Origin of the sequence: Erwinia plantamica, assembly GCF_043420595.1 — a bacterium.
In the GTDB taxonomy this organism is placed as follows: Bacteria; Pseudomonadota; Gammaproteobacteria; order Enterobacterales; family Enterobacteriaceae; genus Erwinia; species Erwinia aeris.
This window is the reverse complement of the sequence record NZ_JBGCUC010000001.1, coordinates 64,874-80,784: the sequence shown is the minus strand read 5'-3', so window position 1 is coordinate 80,784 and position 15,911 is coordinate 64,874. Positions and strand designations below refer to the sequence as shown.

The 15,911-nt window shown below is 56.2% G+C and carries 14 protein-coding genes; 8 read left to right on the top strand and 6 right to left on the bottom strand.

What is annotated here, in order from left to right; all coding sequences use genetic code 11:
* The first annotated feature begins 52 nt into the window (after window positions 1-52).
* Window positions 53-916 (top strand): BglG family transcription antiterminator LicT, encoded by an 864-nt coding sequence (gene licT / locus AB3U87_RS00315; RefSeq protein WP_394148050.1) that lies wholly within the window; start codon window positions 53-55, stop codon window positions 914-916.
* Window positions 917-1,139: 223 nt separating this feature from the next.
* On the opposite strand, the gene AB3U87_RS00310 is transcribed toward licT, so the two are convergent.
* The 3 genes from AB3U87_RS00310 to bglF all read right to left on the bottom strand — a co-directional run bounded on the left by AB3U87_RS00310 (window position 1,140) and on the right by bglF (window position 5,901).
* Window positions 1,140-2,453 (bottom strand): carbohydrate porin, encoded by a 1,314-nt coding sequence (locus AB3U87_RS00310; protein ID WP_394148202.1) that lies wholly within the window; start codon window positions 2,451-2,453, stop codon window positions 1,140-1,142.
* A 158-nt stretch (window positions 2,454-2,611) separates the two neighbouring features.
* Window positions 2,612-4,006, bottom strand: coding sequence for a 6-phospho-beta-glucosidase (gene ascB, locus AB3U87_RS00305; protein ID WP_369894672.1), 1,395 nt, complete (start codon window positions 4,004-4,006; stop codon window positions 2,612-2,614).
* A gap of 17 nt (window positions 4,007-4,023) precedes the next feature.
* Window positions 4,024-5,901, bottom strand: coding sequence for a PTS beta-glucoside transporter subunit IIABC (bglF, locus tag AB3U87_RS00300; protein ID WP_253453927.1), 1,878 nt, complete (start codon window positions 5,899-5,901; stop codon window positions 4,024-4,026).
* Window positions 5,902-6,222: 321 nt separating this feature from the next.
* Here bglF and zntB point away from each other — a divergent pair, with 321 nt between their 5' ends.
* The 4 genes from zntB (at window position 6,223) to dbpA (ending at window position 10,265) form a co-directional block, all read left to right on the top strand.
* Window positions 6,223-7,206 (top strand): zinc transporter ZntB, encoded by a 984-nt coding sequence (zntB, locus tag AB3U87_RS00295; RefSeq protein ID WP_253453929.1) that lies wholly within the window; start codon window positions 6,223-6,225, stop codon window positions 7,204-7,206.
* Window positions 7,207-7,484: 278 nt separating this feature from the next.
* Window positions 7,485-7,640, top strand: coding sequence for a proline-rich small protein YnaL (ynaL, locus tag AB3U87_RS00290; protein WP_253453930.1), 156 nt, complete (start codon window positions 7,485-7,487; stop codon window positions 7,638-7,640).
* Between the two features lie 156 nt (window positions 7,641-7,796).
* Window positions 7,797-8,690: a tRNA 2-thiocytidine(32) synthetase TtcA gene (gene ttcA, locus AB3U87_RS00285; RefSeq protein ID WP_253453932.1), complete on the top strand. Its 894-nt coding sequence runs from the start codon at window positions 7,797-7,799 to the stop codon at window positions 8,688-8,690.
* Between the two features lie 195 nt (window positions 8,691-8,885).
* Window positions 8,886-10,265, top strand: coding sequence for an ATP-dependent RNA helicase DbpA (dbpA, locus tag AB3U87_RS00280; RefSeq protein WP_253453935.1), 1,380 nt, complete (start codon window positions 8,886-8,888; stop codon window positions 10,263-10,265).
* Window positions 10,266-10,309: 44 nt separating this feature from the next.
* Here the strand turns inward: dbpA and AB3U87_RS00275 are convergent, their stop codons facing one another.
* On the bottom strand, window positions 10,310-10,597 hold the full coding sequence (locus AB3U87_RS00275) for a putative quinol monooxygenase (RefSeq protein ID WP_394148046.1): 288 nt from the start codon (window positions 10,595-10,597) through the stop codon (window positions 10,310-10,312).
* 395 nt (window positions 10,598-10,992) lie between these two features.
* Here AB3U87_RS00275 and AB3U87_RS00270 point away from each other — a divergent pair, with 395 nt between their 5' ends.
* On the top strand, window positions 10,993-11,256 hold the full coding sequence (locus tag AB3U87_RS00270) for a putative hemolysin (RefSeq protein WP_125287660.1): 264 nt from the start codon (window positions 10,993-10,995) through the stop codon (window positions 11,254-11,256).
* 9 nt (window positions 11,257-11,265) lie between these two features.
* Here AB3U87_RS00270 and AB3U87_RS00265 read toward each other — a convergent pair whose 3' ends face one another.
* Window positions 11,266-12,258, bottom strand: a complete 993-nt coding sequence (locus tag AB3U87_RS00265; RefSeq protein WP_253453939.1) for a 2-hydroxyacid dehydrogenase — start codon at window positions 12,256-12,258, stop codon at window positions 11,266-11,268.
* Between the two features lie 177 nt (window positions 12,259-12,435).
* Here AB3U87_RS00265 and AB3U87_RS00260 point away from each other — a divergent pair, with 177 nt between their 5' ends.
* Entirely contained in the window at window positions 12,436-15,054 is a 2,619-nt protein-coding gene (locus AB3U87_RS00260) for a YdbH family protein (protein WP_394148045.1), read from the top strand.
* Window positions 15,051-15,242, top strand: coding sequence for a YnbE family lipoprotein (locus tag AB3U87_RS00255; RefSeq protein ID WP_253453943.1), 192 nt, complete (start codon window positions 15,051-15,053; stop codon window positions 15,240-15,242). Before AB3U87_RS00260 ends, AB3U87_RS00255 begins: the two co-directional genes overlap by 4 nt.
* Window positions 15,243-15,289: 47 nt before the next feature.
* Here the strand turns inward: AB3U87_RS00255 and AB3U87_RS00250 are convergent, their stop codons facing one another.
* Entirely contained in the window at window positions 15,290-15,895 is a 606-nt protein-coding gene (locus AB3U87_RS00250; RefSeq protein ID WP_253453945.1) for an FMN-dependent NADH-azoreductase, read from the bottom strand.
* Window positions 15,896-15,911 lie beyond the last annotated feature (16 nt).

Sequence of the window (15,911 nt, the reverse complement as noted above, 5' to 3'; positions counted from 1 at the left end):
CCTGACATCGGCGCGATCCGACCGTCAGGTTTTTTTATTTGTGGGTAACTAAATGGATATTATCAAAGTACTCAATAACAACGTGGCGATAGTGCTGGATAAACAGGGCAAAGAGCAGGTCGTGATGGGGCGCGGGCTGGCCTTTCAGAAACGTCCGGGCGAGCGGCTGGATCCCACGCGGGTGGAAAAAGTCTTTGCCTTGCAAAGCAGCGAGCTGACAGGGCGGTTAGCCGAGCTGCTGACGGAAATCACGCCAGAGGTGCTTGCCGTCAGCGAATGCATTATCGCACAGGCGAGGCAGGCGCTGACCACCGCTCTGCATGAAAGCGTGGCGATTGGTCTGACCGATCATATCCACTTCGCGCTTCAGCGCCAGCAGCAGCAAATTCCCTTGCGCAACGTACTGCGTTGGGAGATCCGCTCGCTTTACCCTAAAGAATATGAGCTTGGCCTGGCGGCGCTGACGATTATTGAGAAGCGGCTGGGCGTGCGTCTTGAAGAAGATGAAGCTGGTTTCATTGCGCTGCATCTGGTTAACGCGCAGCTGCATAGCGCGATGCCGGAGGTACACGCCATCACGCGGTTTATGCAGCAAATTTTGGATATCGTGAAATATCATCTGCAGATCGAATATCAGCCCGACTCGCTGAGCTATAACCGCTTTGTCACCCATCTTAAGTTCTTTGCCCAGCGGATGTTGGGGAAAAACGGCGTGGTCAGCGACGACCGCTCGCTGCACGACGTGGTGCGCAACCGCTACCCACAAGCCTATCGCTGCGTTGAGAAGATCGACCGCCATATCGTAAAAAATTATGCCTATACGCTGGGAACGGAAGAGCGCATGTTTCTGACCATTCATATTGAGCGGGTCAGAAAAGAGACGCTGGCCCTGGAAGAGCATGAGGATGAGGCGTAAGCTCGCAGGGAAGGCCTGACAAAGAGCAGGGCGACGAAATCTGGTATCGGGATACCGGGCCGCGGCTTATAGTAAGCATTATCAGTTATGCCTTACGTGCTATGGATTACAGGCTACAGATTTCAAACCTTATCAGGGCTGCTTACAAATCCACTATCAGAGAACGCCGCCTGAAGTCTCCCATACCGGCGGAAAATTCATCGCGGCGTGCCGATGTTTTTAATCAGAAAGTAATAACCGTTTTTACTCCTGTTACCCAGGCGTCCTGCGTTTCCCGTAAAGCACCGGGACGGTGCCAGTATTGCACTACTGGCTGAACCTCCAACCACGAGGTCGCACGCAGGCGATAGTAGAGCTCGGCGTTGACGGTGTGACCAGGAAGAGGGTGATAAAGCGCATCGACATCGTCGTGTGTTCCCTGTAGCTCGTTAAGGTATTGCTGGTTCCGGCGGTAATCCTTGCTTATTTCAATCCATGTAGCGCCCAGTCCCAGCCAGTCATCGGGCCGTGCATCGGCCAGGCCGTGATAGCGTAACGAAACGGCTGCGACCCGATGCAGCAGGTTACTGCGCCTATCGCTTAAACTCATACTGAATGAAGAGCTCAGCCCGCGGGTGGCATCGTCTTTGTGTCGGGTAAGCTGCTGGTTAAAGCCGCCGTACAGAAACCAGGTTCGATGATGGCTACGATAACCTTCCGCATCGTCAGCGCCGGTAGCCTGGGACTTTCCGGCATAAAAATCGGTTTGCGGCGCATTGGTAAACAGCAGGCCCAGGTTATAAATTCCGGGCAGGTTATTTATGCGAGTTTTTATTTCCAGCTCCAACGGCAGCACCACGCCTTTGCTGCCTCTGGTTGACCCGCTCCAGGCATGGCCGCGCGACTCAGCATTTGGGTTCTGCTCCATTATGCCGCTTTTTAAGGTCAGCTCATCGTTAAGTTTATATTGCAGCGTGGTTCCCCAGTAATGCACGTTCCAGTTATACCAGGTAAAAGAGTTAGCTGATTTGCCGCCGCACTGCGAAAGTAGCTGAAAGTCACAGGGGATTATTTGATCGAAATCCTGCACCTTGTTCATCATACCAATGCGCCAGTGCAGACGGCGATCGTGAAAGGTCCGGGCGAAAGTTAACCAGCCCAGACGGGTGATGGAACCCCGGCCAGAGCTTTCCTGAGCAATATCGTTAGCGCTGACCCTAGGATCCTGTAATCGTTTAAAGGTCAGGCTGTCATCGTGATTGCGATTAACAATATTGCCCTCGATTTTGGCATCGGCAATATTCGTCAGGTCTTCAAGATCCTGCCCGAACGTCAGCGAAAACTGATCGATATAGGCTGCATGACGATCGTGGTTGTAACCACCGGCAGCATTATAAGCAACCTGACTTAAATAGCCGAGGTTGAAATGGAAACCATCCGCCTCCAGAACCGGTCTTACCCCACCCATATCGCCGAGCAGCCCTGGCGTGGAAGGAACAAAGCCCAGAGCCTCTCCTTGCCAGGCTTCGCTGGCGTAAGCGGGCGGGCCTGAAACCATCAGGCCAAAAACGATTGGCGTAATGAGCGTTCTGACTTTAAAGGTGTAAGCGATCTTTCTCATCCGTTATTCCTTTAACCGATTCAGGCAGGCTATTAACGACATTGCCGGAAGGCGTTAACTGCCCTCCGGATTGAGCATGTCCGGCCTGGATTTATTCACCGCTGGCTCAGAGAGGCACCCTGGGTTTTTATAACCTCGCGATACCACCAAAAACTCTTTTTGGGCCTGCGCGCCAGCGTACCGTTTCCCTGGTCGTCGCGATCGACATAGATAAAACCGTAGCGTTTGGAAAACTCGGCTTTCGAGGCGCTCACTAAATCAATTGGCCCCCAGCTGGTATAGCCCCAGACCTCCACGCCGTCTTTAATGGCTTCACGCACCTGTACCAGATGATCGTTCAGATAAGCGATGCGATAATCGTCGTTGATTGCGCCATCCGCTTCTGCCTTATCCCTGGCGCCCAGGCCGTTCTCCACGATAAACAGCGGCTTTTGATAGCGATCGGCAAGCATATTCAGCAGCAGCCGCAGTCCCTGCGGGTCGATCTGCCATCCCCATTCAGAGGCGGGAAGATGTGGGTTCGGCACCATATCCAGCACGTTGCCACGCGCCAGGGCCGCTGTTTTATCCGCCGTGGCGCAGCCGCTCATGTAATAACTGAAGGAGATAAAATCAACGGGTTCGCGCAGATCGATGTTGTCCTGCTCGCTGATAGCTATTTCGATACCTTGCTGTTTAAAAAAGCGTGCCATATAGGGTGGGTAAGCGCCGCGCGCCTGTACATCGCCAAAGAACAGCCATTCACGATTTTTTTGTAGCGCTTCGAGCATATCTTCAGGACGGCAGGTCAGAGGATAAAGCAGGCCGCCCAGCAGCATATTGCCGATTTTGCCTTCAGACACAATTTGATGGCAGGCTTTTACTGCCCGTGCGCTTGCCACCAGCTGATGGTGAATGGCCTGGTATATCGCCTGTCTGCTGCTGTTTTCCGGCAGGCCTACGCCGGTGAAAGGCGCATGCAGTGACATATTGATCTCATTAAAGGTGAGCCAGTATTTTACTTTGTGCCTGTAGCGCTCAAATACCGTGCGGGCATAGCGTTCAAAAAAAACAATTGTTTGACGGTTGCCCCAGCCGCCGTAATTGCTGACCAGGCCGTAGGGCATTTCGTAATGCGAAAGCGTCACCATCGGCGCAATATTATATTTAGCCATCTCGTCAAACAGGCGATCGTAAAAAGCCAGTCCGGCCTCGCAGGGTTGCTCCTCGTCGCCCTGTGGGAAAATGCGTGTCCAGGCGATGGAGATGCGTAACACCGTGAAGCCCATTTCGGCGAACAGCCGGATATCTTCCGGATAGCGATGATAAAAATCGATGGCAATATCCTTGATGTTAAAATCGCCCGGCTGGCGCGCAACGCGTTCGCCAAAAATGCCGTGCGGTTGCAGATCGGAGGTCGACAGGCCTTTACCACCTTCCCGCCATGCTCCCTCAACCTGATTAGCGGCCATCGCGCCGCCCCAAAGAAAGTTTTGTGGAAATGTATGCATAATTGCTCCTTAAGCAGTTACATAATCAGCTTCAGCAACGCGCCGTTTTCCGCTACCTGTTCCCGATCGCTGGCGGGAAGCACGTCAAGATAGTCGTCGCTGTTGCTGATGATGACGGGCGTGGTCAGGTCATAGCCGGCTTCACGCAGGGCCGGAAGATCGAACTCAATGAGCAGCTCCCCACGGCGCACTGGCTGATCCTGCGCCACGTGAACGGTGAAATAGTTGCCGTTCAGCTGTACCGTATCCAGCCCGACGTGGATCAGCAGCTCCACGCCGTTTTCGGCGATCAGGCCAATCGCGTGTCCGGTGCGAAACAGCGAAGCCACGCGACCGTCCAGTGGGGAAACGACACGGCCGCAGTCGGGCACAATCCCTACGCCTTTCCCCAGCAGGCCGCTGGCAAAGGTTTCGTCGGCGATCTGTTCCAGCGGCACTACTTTGCCGCTTAGCGGGCTGGTCAGGGTAAAGGTGTGCGTCAGCTTTTCCGGGGGAGGCTCCGGCGTCGCATCGACGAGGGTTTCGGTTTCCTGCTGTGGAGCAAGACCGAAAAAGTAAGTGGCGACGGCCGCAAAAATCAGCGACAGCAGGGCGCCTGCCAGCACGGCATAAACGGTGATATCAATGCCCGTTTTAGGCACGCTCTGAAAAATCGTAAAGATGCTGGCCAGTCCAAACGAATAAACGCTGGCATGGTAAAAACCGATCAGCGCCGCGCCCAGCGCGCCGCCGATACAGCCAAAGATAAAGGGACGGCGGTTAGGCAGAGTGACGCCATAAACCGCCGGCTCGGTAATGCCAAAAATGGTGGCGCTAAAGGCGGAAGCGGCAATGCCTTTCAGCCTGCGATCGCGGGTTCGCAGCAGCACGCCCAGCGTCGCGCCGCTCTGGCCCATTACGGCGGCGAACAGCAGCGGCATCATAAAGTCCTGGCTATGCATGCTGAGGTTATTAATCATCAGCGGCACCAGCCCCCAGTGCAGGCCAAAAATAACCAGCACCTGCCAGAAACCGCCGAGGAAAAGCCCGGCGATCAGCGGACTCAGGGCGTAAATCCACAGATAGCCGTCAGCCAGCTGGTTACTGAGCCAGGTGGCGACCGGACCGATAACTAAAAAGCTCAGCGGTACCACCACCCCCAGACAAAGCAGCGGCGTAATAAAATTCCGGATGGCATCCGGCAGGCGCGAATTAACCATTTTCTCCAGCAGGCTGGCGACCCAGGCGGCGAGTAAAATGGGGATCACCGACGAGGCGTAATTGATAAGGATCAGAGGAACGCCGAAAAAGGAGAGCGGCGCTTCGCCGCTTTGCGCCTGATTAAAGGCTTCCAGCATTAAGGGATGCACCAGCGCAGCCCCAATCGCCATCGACGTAAAAGGGTTGCCGCCGAATTTTTTACCGGCACAGTAGCCGAGCACGAGGGGGAAAAAATAAAACAGCGCATCGCTGGCGACGAAAAGAACCCGATAGCTGCCGCTCTGCTCCTGCAGCAGCCCGATCGCCAGCGCCAGCGCCAGCAGGCCTTTCAGCACGCCGGAAGCGGCCATTACGCCAAGGAACGGGGTGAAAATGCCCGAAACGATATCGATAAAACGATTAAAGAGAGACAGTTTTACGGGCGCAGCGGCAGCCTGTTCGCCTTCACTTAAGCCGCCTTCGCTCAACAGCGCCTGATAGACGTCGCCGACATGATTGCCTATCACCACCTGATACTGACCGCCGCTCTCGACGATCGTAATAATTCCCGGATTGTTTTTTAGCGAGGCCGTATCGGCCAGCGCTACGGATTTAAGCCTGAAGCGCAGTCGGGTCGCGCAGTGTACCAGTGACGCTATGTTTTCCCGGCCGCCCACGCCTTGCAGAATTTGTTGGGCCAGCTGCTGATAGTTCATAAAACGCTCCCTGCACCTTCGTCTTAACTGAAAAAAACCAAAAAAAAACCTGAACCGCTTATTTTCGCCACGGGCATGAAAATAAGCGGTTCAGGTTTTGCCTGCGTAGACAGTGACAACCCTGATTAGCATTCAGGATAGTTTCTTAAAGGCGAACAAATAACAAGCATCGGCGATGGGTTGATGACTGAATCGTGAGGCGGATCGAGTTTTATTTGCACACTGACACGCTTTTTAACCTGTGTGCTCAGAAAGGAGGTTTTGCATTGGCATTCGCGCAGGCTAGACTGTATCGCATTGATTATGCTGCGAGGAAAGGTTGTGGAAAGCATAGCAGGCAAGGCCTTACAGGTATCGGACGCCATTATTTCCTGCCAGCTGGACGGAAAGGGCGGACTGATCCCGATTGATGATAAAGACGTAATTCACTGTGACAAGCCCTGCTGGCTGCACCTGAATTACACCCACCGGGAAAGCGCAGAATGGCTGATGTCCACGCCGCTGCTTCCGGACGCCGTGCGGGACGCCCTGGGCGGCGACAGTATGCGCCCAAGAGTCAATCGACTGGGCGACGGAACGATGATTACGCTACGCAGCGTCAACCTGAACACCGAATCGCGTCCCGATCAGCTGGTGGTTGTGCGGGTATTTATTAATGACCGGCTCATTGTTTCTACCCGCCAGCGTAAGGTGTTCGCTATTGATGAAGTGCTGACCGATCTGCAAAACGGCAACGGCCCCACCAACGGCGGCGGCTGGCTGGTGGACGTTTGCGACGCCTTAACCGATCACACCAGCGAGTTTATTGAGGACCTACACGATAAAATTATCGAACTGGAAGATGCGGTAGTCGATCAGCAGGTGCCGCCCAGAGGCGAGCTGGCGCTGATCCGTAAACAGCTGATTATTATGCGGCGCTATATGGCGCCTCAGCGCGACGTATTTTCGCGTATCGCCAGTGAAAGGCTGCCGTGGATGAGCGATGACGATCGACGACGCATGCAGGATATCGCCGACAGGCTGGGGCGTGGGCTGGACGACCTGGATGCCAGCGTGGCGCGTACGGCAGTCTTGTCGGATGAAATCAGCACGGTGATGGCGGAAGCGATGAACCGTCGCACCTACACCATGTCGCTGCTGGCGATGGTCTTTTTACCGACAACCTTTCTCACCGGCCTGTTTGGCGTCAACCTTGGCGGCATCCCGGGCGGCGAGTGGCGCTTCGGCTTTGCCACCTTCTGCTTTTTGTTAGTGGCGCTGGTGCTTGGCGTTGCCTGGTGGTTACGTCGCCGTAAATGGCTGTAATTTACCGCCACTCTGCCGCGATAAAGCGCAAAAAGGGGCAATAAAGCTGATCGATATCAATAAAAGGAGCAGGCGGCTGGGGCAAACTCTTTCTCGCAGGTGAATGCAACGTCAAGCGATGGGCGTTGCGCTCCATATTGTCTTACTTCCTTTTTTGAATTACTGCATAGCATTTTTAATTCATACAGGCCGGCGTAAGCCGGCTTTTTTTTGCCCGTTTGCCAGCGCTGGCGGTGGTGCCTATGCTTACAGTTCACCTTATGTTCGAGGAGGAAGATATGCTGTCCGACTACGTAATGGATACACCAAGAGCTTCCGATCCGGTGCCGACCGATCCCGTACCGATTCCCGATCCTATTCCAACACCGCAGCCGATGCCCGATCCGCCGCCTGATATGCCGGATCCCATCACCGATCCGCCGCCGCATATGTAGCACGGCCAGGCCGGTTAACATCGCCGGCCTTTTTTGCAGCTGACGACCGCTTCCCGAATATTTCCACCTCTGTTAAAAACCCGTATAATCCGCGACAGTCCAACGCTCAACCAGGAAACCCGCCGCCGGTTTGTCCGCTCGGCGTAATAAGTATTTATGAATCAGACTGATACAAGAAAAGAGACGCTCGAATTCAATAAGTTGCAAAAGCGCCTCAGAAGAAACGTCGGCAACGCCATCATTGATTACAACATGATTGAAGAGAACGACGTGGTGATGGCCTGCATGAGCGGCGGTAAAGATTCCTTTGCCATGCTGGATATTTTGCTGGGTCTGCAAAAGGTTGCGCCCGTGAAGTTTGAGGTGGTCGCCGTGAATCTCGACCAGAAGCAGCCTGGCTTTCCCGAGCATATTTTGCCAGAGTACTTCGAGAGCCTGAATATCCCTTACTATATCGTGGATAAAGACACTTACTCTGTTGTAAAAGAGAAAATCCCCGAAGGCAAAACCACCTGTGGGCTTTGTTCAAGACTACGCCGCGGCACGCTCTATTCTTTTGCAGAACGCATCGGCGCCACCAAAATCGCGCTGGGCCACCATCTTGATGATATTGTGGAAACCCTGTTTCTGAATATTTTTCACGGCGCGCGCATGAAGGCAATGCCGCCCAAGCTGCGTTCTGATGATGGCCGCAATGTGGTTATCCGGCCGCTGGCCTACTGCCGCGAAAAAGATCTGATCGCCTATGCTGAGCAGAAAGACTTCCCGATTATTCCCTGCAACCTTTGCGGATCGCAGGAAAACCTACAGCGTCAGGCGATTAAAGCAATGCTTGCCGAGTGGGATAAAAAAGAGCCGGGACGCGTGGAAAGCGTATTCAAATCGCTGCAAAACGTCAGTCCAAGCCAGCTGGCGGATCGCAATCTGTTCGATTTCGTCAATCTGCCGTTGGATCGCGAAGGCGAAAGAGAGGAGTACGCTTTTACCGAAGCGACGGTTTCCTCTACCAACATTGATAAAGCGATGTTTATCGACGTCACCAATATCTGAGTAAGCCGGGGAGGCCGCTCCCCGTCGTTAACCGTGCAGCGGAAGCCGCGCCTGCTTTTTTCAGCCGCTGCTTTTGCTGCCCGTGCATCCCTTCGTCGGCCCGGCACACAATTCCCTCCGCGGCAGTAACGTCCGCCAGCGCTTTTCTGCTACACTCAGCGGCAATTTCCCCTCCGGTTTTTCAGAGAGTAATTTGTGAGCGCTTTTTCAACCCTGACTTCCCTGCCAGCCAGCCAGATCGCCAATCTGAACGAGCTGGGCTACCACACCATGACCCCCATTCAGGCCGCATCGTTACCGGCGATCCTGGAAGGTCGCGACGTCCGCGCGCAGGCAAAAACGGGCAGCGGCAAAACGGCCGCTTTCGGCCTTGGCGTGATGCAGCGCATCGACGCCACGCAGTTTGTTACCCAATCGCTGGTGCTTTGCCCGACGCGCGAGCTGGCCGATCAGGTCACCAAAGAGCTGCGTCGCCTGGCGCGTTTTACCGCCAATATCAAAATCCTGACCCTGTGCGGCGGCCAGCCGATGGGCGCCCAGCGTGATTCGCTGGTGCATGCGCCGCATATTGTCGTCGGCACGCCGGGGCGTATTCTGGATCATCTGAAGCGTGAAACCTTGCAGCTGGGCCAGCTAAGTACGCTGGTGCTGGACGAAGCCGACCGCATGTTAGAGATGGGCTTCCGCGATGATATCGACGCCATTATCAGCCACACGCCGCCCGCGCGTCAGACGCTGCTGTTCTCCGCGACCTGGCCGCAGGATATCGCAAAGATTAGCCAGCGTGTTCAGCGCGATCCGCTGAGCGTGGAAACAGATGTGGTCAGCGATTTGCCAGCGGTTGAGCAAACTTTTTATGAAGCCGGCTCGCGAGAGAAACTGCCGGCGTTAATCGGCCTGCTTAGCGATAAGCAGCCGTCTTCCTGCGTGGTGTTCTGCAACACCCGACGCGAATGCGACGATATCGCCGCCGCGCTGGAAGGGCAGCAAATCAGCGCGCTGGCGCTGCATGGCGATTTGGAACAGCGCGACCGCGACCAGGTGCTGATCCGTTTTGCCAACGGCAGCTGTCGCGTGCTGGTGGCTACGGATGTCGCCGCGCGCGGACTGGATATTAAAGCGCTGGCAATGGTGGTCAACTATCAGCTTTCGTACGATCCGGAAGTGCACGTGCACCGCATTGGCCGTACGGCCCGCGCGGGTGCGGAAGGGTTGGCGATCAGTCTGGTTGCGCCGGACGAGATGATCCGCGCCCACGCGCTGGAAGACTTTTTACAGCAGAAGCTGAGCTGGCGCAGCGTGTCGGAGCTGAAAAGCGTGGCGCCTCGTCCGCTACCGGCGGAAATGGCGACGCTGAGCCTGGACGGCGGGCGTAAGGCAAAAATCCGCCCTGGCGATATTCTGGGCGCGTTAACCGGTGAGGCAGGGCTGAGCGGCGACGCTATCGGTAAAATCGATATTGGCCCAACGCAGGCGTATGTCGCTATCCGTCAGAGCAGCGCGCGCCAGGTGATGAAGCAATTGCAGCAGGTGAAAATCAAAGGGAAAACCTGCCGCGCCCGACTTTTGAAGTAGCGGCGCCGGCAGGCCCGGAACACTCTGAACAGGGTGTTCTTGCTTCAGAACTTCAGCACTTCCGGCGGCTGCGCCACCAGAGGTTCGGCATCGGCCATCAGCGTTTTAAAGTGCGGCTGATTGCCATGCGTCTCTACGGCCTGCGCGTCCTGCCAGGTTTCGTGAAAAAGGAACACGTTGCCGTCTTCTACGCTGCGGTACAGGTCATAATGAATACAGCCTTCTTCCGCGCGTGCCGGCTTAACGCCCGCGTTTAGCACTTTCTTCAGTTCGTCTGCTTTACCTGCTCTGGCGGTAAACTTCGCCACGATACGCACATTTTTGTCGCTCATTTTATTCTCCTTAGATAAAACCCGGTGTAAGGCCGTTTCCGTTCGACAGGATTAGCTGCCGAAGAGAGAAAGCTATCATGCCATAAATTGCTTAAGCCTTCAGGTCGTTACGCTATTTATTCAGCCAGGCTTTAGTGTCAACGCACGTAATGCCAACAGCTAAAAGTCGACGAAGGTGACAGCGTCACGCTTATGCTCAGCTTCAGGCGGGCGCCAGGTTCATCCTGGTGACACTGTCACTACTGTCTGCGTTGATGACCTTATTGGTAAAATCAGACCAGCGGCTATTGCCATTCATTATTTTTAATTTAGTAAATATTCGTGACTGCGCTCGACCCTGACGGCATCCTGACATATGCTGACCCACGCCCAAGTCCTTCTTCCGGAGTTTTCTGATGAGAGCAGCGATATTTCTGCTTGCTGGTTGCGTCCTGCTTACCGGCTGTAGCCACGATAACGAGCCGCCGCAGCAGGCTACCAGCGCCCACGTGCCGCCTAAAGTCGTGATGTCCGATCTGGCCGCCAGCGCCTGTTCAGACGCCGGGGGAACGCTGGCGCTTTCGCGCCAGCTGGATGGAAGTGCTGTAGGCATGTGCCAGCTGGCCAACGGGCGTCGCTGCGGCGAAAGCGCGCTGGCCAGCGGCAGCTGCGCCCGCTAAAAACCGGCGTTAGCCCGTCAGCTCATTATCGCAGAGATCGCCTTTTTCCAGCTGCTGCAGATTTTGCAAGGTGGTCTCGGCAATGCTGGTCAGGGCTTCTGCCGTCAGGAAAGCCTGATGGCCGGTAAACAGAACATTATGGCAGGCGGACAGGCGACGGAAGATATCGTCCTGAATAACGTCATTAGATTTATCTTCGAAAAAGAGATCGCGTTCGTTTTCGTAAACGTCCATACCCAGCGAGCCGATCTTCTGCATTTTTAGCGCGTCAATCGCCGCCTGAGAATCAATCAGGCCGCCACGGCTGGTATTAATAATCATCACGCCATCTTTCATCTGCTGGAAAGCCGCCATATTCAGCAGATGATTATTCTCGGGCGTTAGCGGACAGTGGAGCGAAATCACATCCGATTCCCTGAACAGCGTTTTGATATCGACGTAGGTGGCACCCAGTTCCAGCGCCTGGGGATTGGGATAAGGATCGAAAGCCAGCAGCCGCATACCAAATCCTTTCAGGATACGCAGCGTGGCAAGGCCGATTTTGCCCGTACCGATAATACCGGCGGTACGACCGTGCATATTGAAGCCGATCAGGCCTTCCAGCGAGAAGTTGGCGTCGCGGGTTCGCTGATAAGCCCGGTGAATACGGCGGTTCAGCGTCATCATCATACCAACGGCGTGTTCCGCTACGGCTTCAGGCGAATAGGCCGGCACGCGCACCACTTTCAATCCCAACGTTTTTGCCGCCTCCAGATCCACGTTATTGAATCCGGCGCAGCGCAGCGCGATATATTTGACGCCCAGCGACGCCAGCTCCTCCAGCACCTCGCGGCCGCCATCGTCGTTAACGAAAATGCAGACGCCGTCGCAGCCAGCCGCCGTCTTCGCGGTACGTGCGGTCAGCAGAAAATCAAAATATTCCAGCTCAAATCCATAGCTTTCGTTAACCTGCTCAAGGTATTTCCGGTCGTACTGTTTGGTACTGTATACCGCAAGTTTCATGCATGATCTCCTGTATCCGTCAGACAGCTCTCCCTTAACAATACTTCGCATTGGACGGCTAGTCAGCCAATGGCAGGCAATATTTGTTCGGCAGGTGAATAATTACCCGCTCAAATCTTCTCGCGGCGCGCAGGACGTGCCATGATTTACGCCTTAACGTAAGGAATGGATTGAAGTATGGGCCGGGGCTGGAAGCTATTTATTATCGCCATCGCGGCCGCTGCGGTTTTAAGCGGCGCCGGACTGCTGACGCTGAGCTGGTGGCTGCCGCGGCTGGCGGGCTTCTGGCTGCCCGCTGCCACCACGGTCAGGCTGGATGGCAACCCCCGCTGGCGTTCAGGCGCCTTGTGGCTGCCCGGCCTTCGCTATCGCACAGGCGACTGCGAGCTGGCGAGGGCGAGCAACGTGACGCTGGGAAGCGCCGCAGGCCGCTGGAAGCTGGGCGCGACGCTGCTTGAAGTCAACAGCGCCTGTTTCAGCAAGCTGTCGACAAGCAGCGATCAGCCTGCCGCGCCGCGTTCGCTGGCGGAGTGGCAGTCAATGCTGCCAAAAGCAGACGTTGCCATTGAGCGCGTCAGCCTGCTTCCCTGGCAAAGCTGGGCGGGAGCGCTACGGCTCAACCTCGATCCCCAACGGCAGCTTATTTACTGGCAGGGCGAAAACCTTTCGTTACGGGCCGTGCTGGCGGGCCAGCAGCTGGATGTACAGTCGCTGGCGCTTAGCGTAGCGGGCATGACCGATCCCATCACCATGAACGGTTTGCTGACGCTGCCGAAAATACCTGACCGGCTGCCGGATAGCGGCGAGCTGGCGGCCACGCTGAAAACGGCCAGCGTTCCACAGCCGCTGCGGGCCAGCCTCAACTGGCAGCAGAACAGCGGCACGCTGACCCTCAGGGCGCAGGATCTGGAGGAGCCGCTGCTGCTGCTGCCGTGGCGGGTTTCCGCGCAGCAAATTGCGATTAGCCAGGGCAAATGGCGCTGGCCCTGGGCCGCACAACCGGTGTCCGGCGGTGTGGCCCTGACGCTAAAAGACTGGCGGCAAGGGCTGCCGGGGATGGAAGTCACAGGGAGACTCAACGTGCTGACCCAGGGACGCGGCGGCAAAGGCAATGTCGTGCTGTCAGTCGGGCCGGGCCATCTGGACTGGACGCAGAGCGAGCTGCCGTTTCGCCTGACGGGCGAGAGCAAACTGGCGCAGCTGCTTTTTTTCGTCGGCATTCCCGGCAAGTTACAGGGCCCGCTGCTTGATCCCGTTCTGCGCCTTCAGCCCGGCGCGCTGTTGCGGATGCGCGGGCGTCTGCTCTCTACGCTGGAGGTGGACGAAGCGCGCTGGCCGCTTTCCGGGGTGGCGGTCTCTTCAGCGGGCATCGAGGGGCGGCTACAGGCCATTCTTAGCGCGCACGATAACCAGATGGGACGGTTCCGCCTGCATCTGGACGGTCGCGCCACGGGATTCTGGCCGGACAAAGGCCGCTGGCTGTGGCGCTATTGGGGCGACGGGCTGATGGCGCCGCTGGCGGCCAAATGGGATGTAAAAGGGCGTGGAAGCTGGCAGGATCGGCAGATTGAACTCGCTTCTTTGTCCACCGGATTCGATCAAATTCGCTACGGCGGGGTAACAATGGCCGCGCCCAGGCTAACGCTGGCCAGGCCGGTTCGCTGGCTACGCGACGAGAAAACCCCTGCTTTTAGCGCAAGCTTGCGGCTCAACGCGCAGCGCACCAGCCTCGACAGCGGCGGCTATCTGCCGCCCGCAGAGTTAATGCTTGACCTCAACGGTAGCGATCCCGCTCGTTTCCTCTATAAGAGCAAACTGACCGCCGATCCGGTCGGCCCGGTACGGATACAGGGCCGCTGGGACGGTACGCGGCTGCGTGGCCAGGCCTGGTGGCCGCAGCAGTCGCTAAGGGTTTTCCAGTCACTGTTGAACGACGATCTGAAAATGTCTGTTCGCGGCGGCACGCTGAAAGCTCAGGTCGCTTTTTCAGCGGCGGCGGATCAGGGTTTTGCCGCAGGCGGCCACTGGGTGGTCAGCGACGGCAGCGTGCGCACGCCGGATAACCAGTTTACCGGCATCGATTTCTCTTTGCCGTTCAGGCTGCAAGCGGGCCAGTGGTACTTTGGCGCCAAAGGCCCGGTTTCGCTGCGCATCAAGGCAATTAAAAACCAGTTTGCGCTAAAAAATATTCGCGCCGATCTTCAGGGCTGGTATCCGTGGAGCGCCGCCCGGCCGCTGCGCCTGAGCAACGTCGGGGTGGAGGTGCTGGGCGGCGAGCTGAGTTTGCTTAGCCTTCAGCTACCGCAAACCGAAGCGGCCACGCTACGGCTGAAAGCTATCAGCATGAGCGAGCTGGTAACGGCCATTCAGCCGAAAAAAATCGCCATGTCCGGCCGCGTTGACGGCGCGCTGCCGCTGTGGCTGCAAAATTCTGCCTGGCTGGTCAAAGAGGGCTGGATCACCAACAGCGGCCCGCTGACGCTGCGGCTGGATAAAGATTTCGCCGACGCGCTGGCTTCCGGTAATATTGCCACCGGCGCGGCGATGGACTGGCTGCGCTATATGGAAATTTCCCGCAGTCGGGCCACGCTGAATATTGATAATAAAGGCGAGATGACCATGACGGCGCAGGTCAACGGCACCAGCCGCTTCAGCGATAAAAATCAGCACGTCTCGCTGCACTACACGCAGCAGGAAAATATTTTTCAGCTGTGGCGTAGCCTGCGCTTTGGCGACAATTTGCAATCCTGGACAGAGCAGCACGCCACGCTGTCAGCACAAGGAAAAACCGAATGAAAACAGCTCTGCCGATCCTCGCGGGGATGCTGCTCAGCGGCTGCGTGCCCCGTATTGAGGTCGCTGCCCCAAAAGAGCCGATCACCATCAATATGAACGTGAAAATCGAGCATGAAATCGTGATTAAAGCGGACAAAGACGTGCAGACGCTGCTGAAAAACGGCGAGGATGCGCCGCTGCGGCAATAAAAAAGCAGCCGGGCGGCTGCTTTTTCAGGTGAGATCTGAGGAAAAGATCAGGCGTTAACCAGCTGGTTCAGCGTGGCTTTCGCTTCTTCGCTGGCTTTGGTGGCCGCTTCCGGGCCGTATGCCATGCCTTCAGCGTAAACGAACTGTACGTCGCTCAGACCCAGGAAGCCCAGGAACAGCTTCAGGTAAGGCGTTTGCAGATCGGCTGGCGTATCTTTATGGATGCCGCCGCGGCTGGTGATCACAATTACTTTTTTACCGACGATCAGACCTTCCGGGCCTTTCTCGGTGTAGCGGAAAGTTACGCCGGCGCGGGCAATCAGGTCAAAGTAGTTTTTTAATTGCGTCGGGATGTTGAAATTGTACATCGGCGCCGTAATAACAACGGTATCCACAGACTGAATTTCAGCAATCAGCTCGTCGGAAAGCGCCAGGGCTTCCTGCTGACGCGGCGTCAGAGCAGCATCGGAAGGACGCAGCGCGCCGACCAGTTCGCCGTCCAGTACCGGAATCGGATTTGCAGCCAGATCGCGGATCACGATCTCATCGCCGCTGTGCGCCGCTTTCCACTCTGCAACAAAGTGATCGGCCAGCTGGTTGGACTGTGAGTAGCCTGCGAGAATGCTCGATTTCAGTACTAAAACTTTGCTCATAATGAATTTCCTTTGT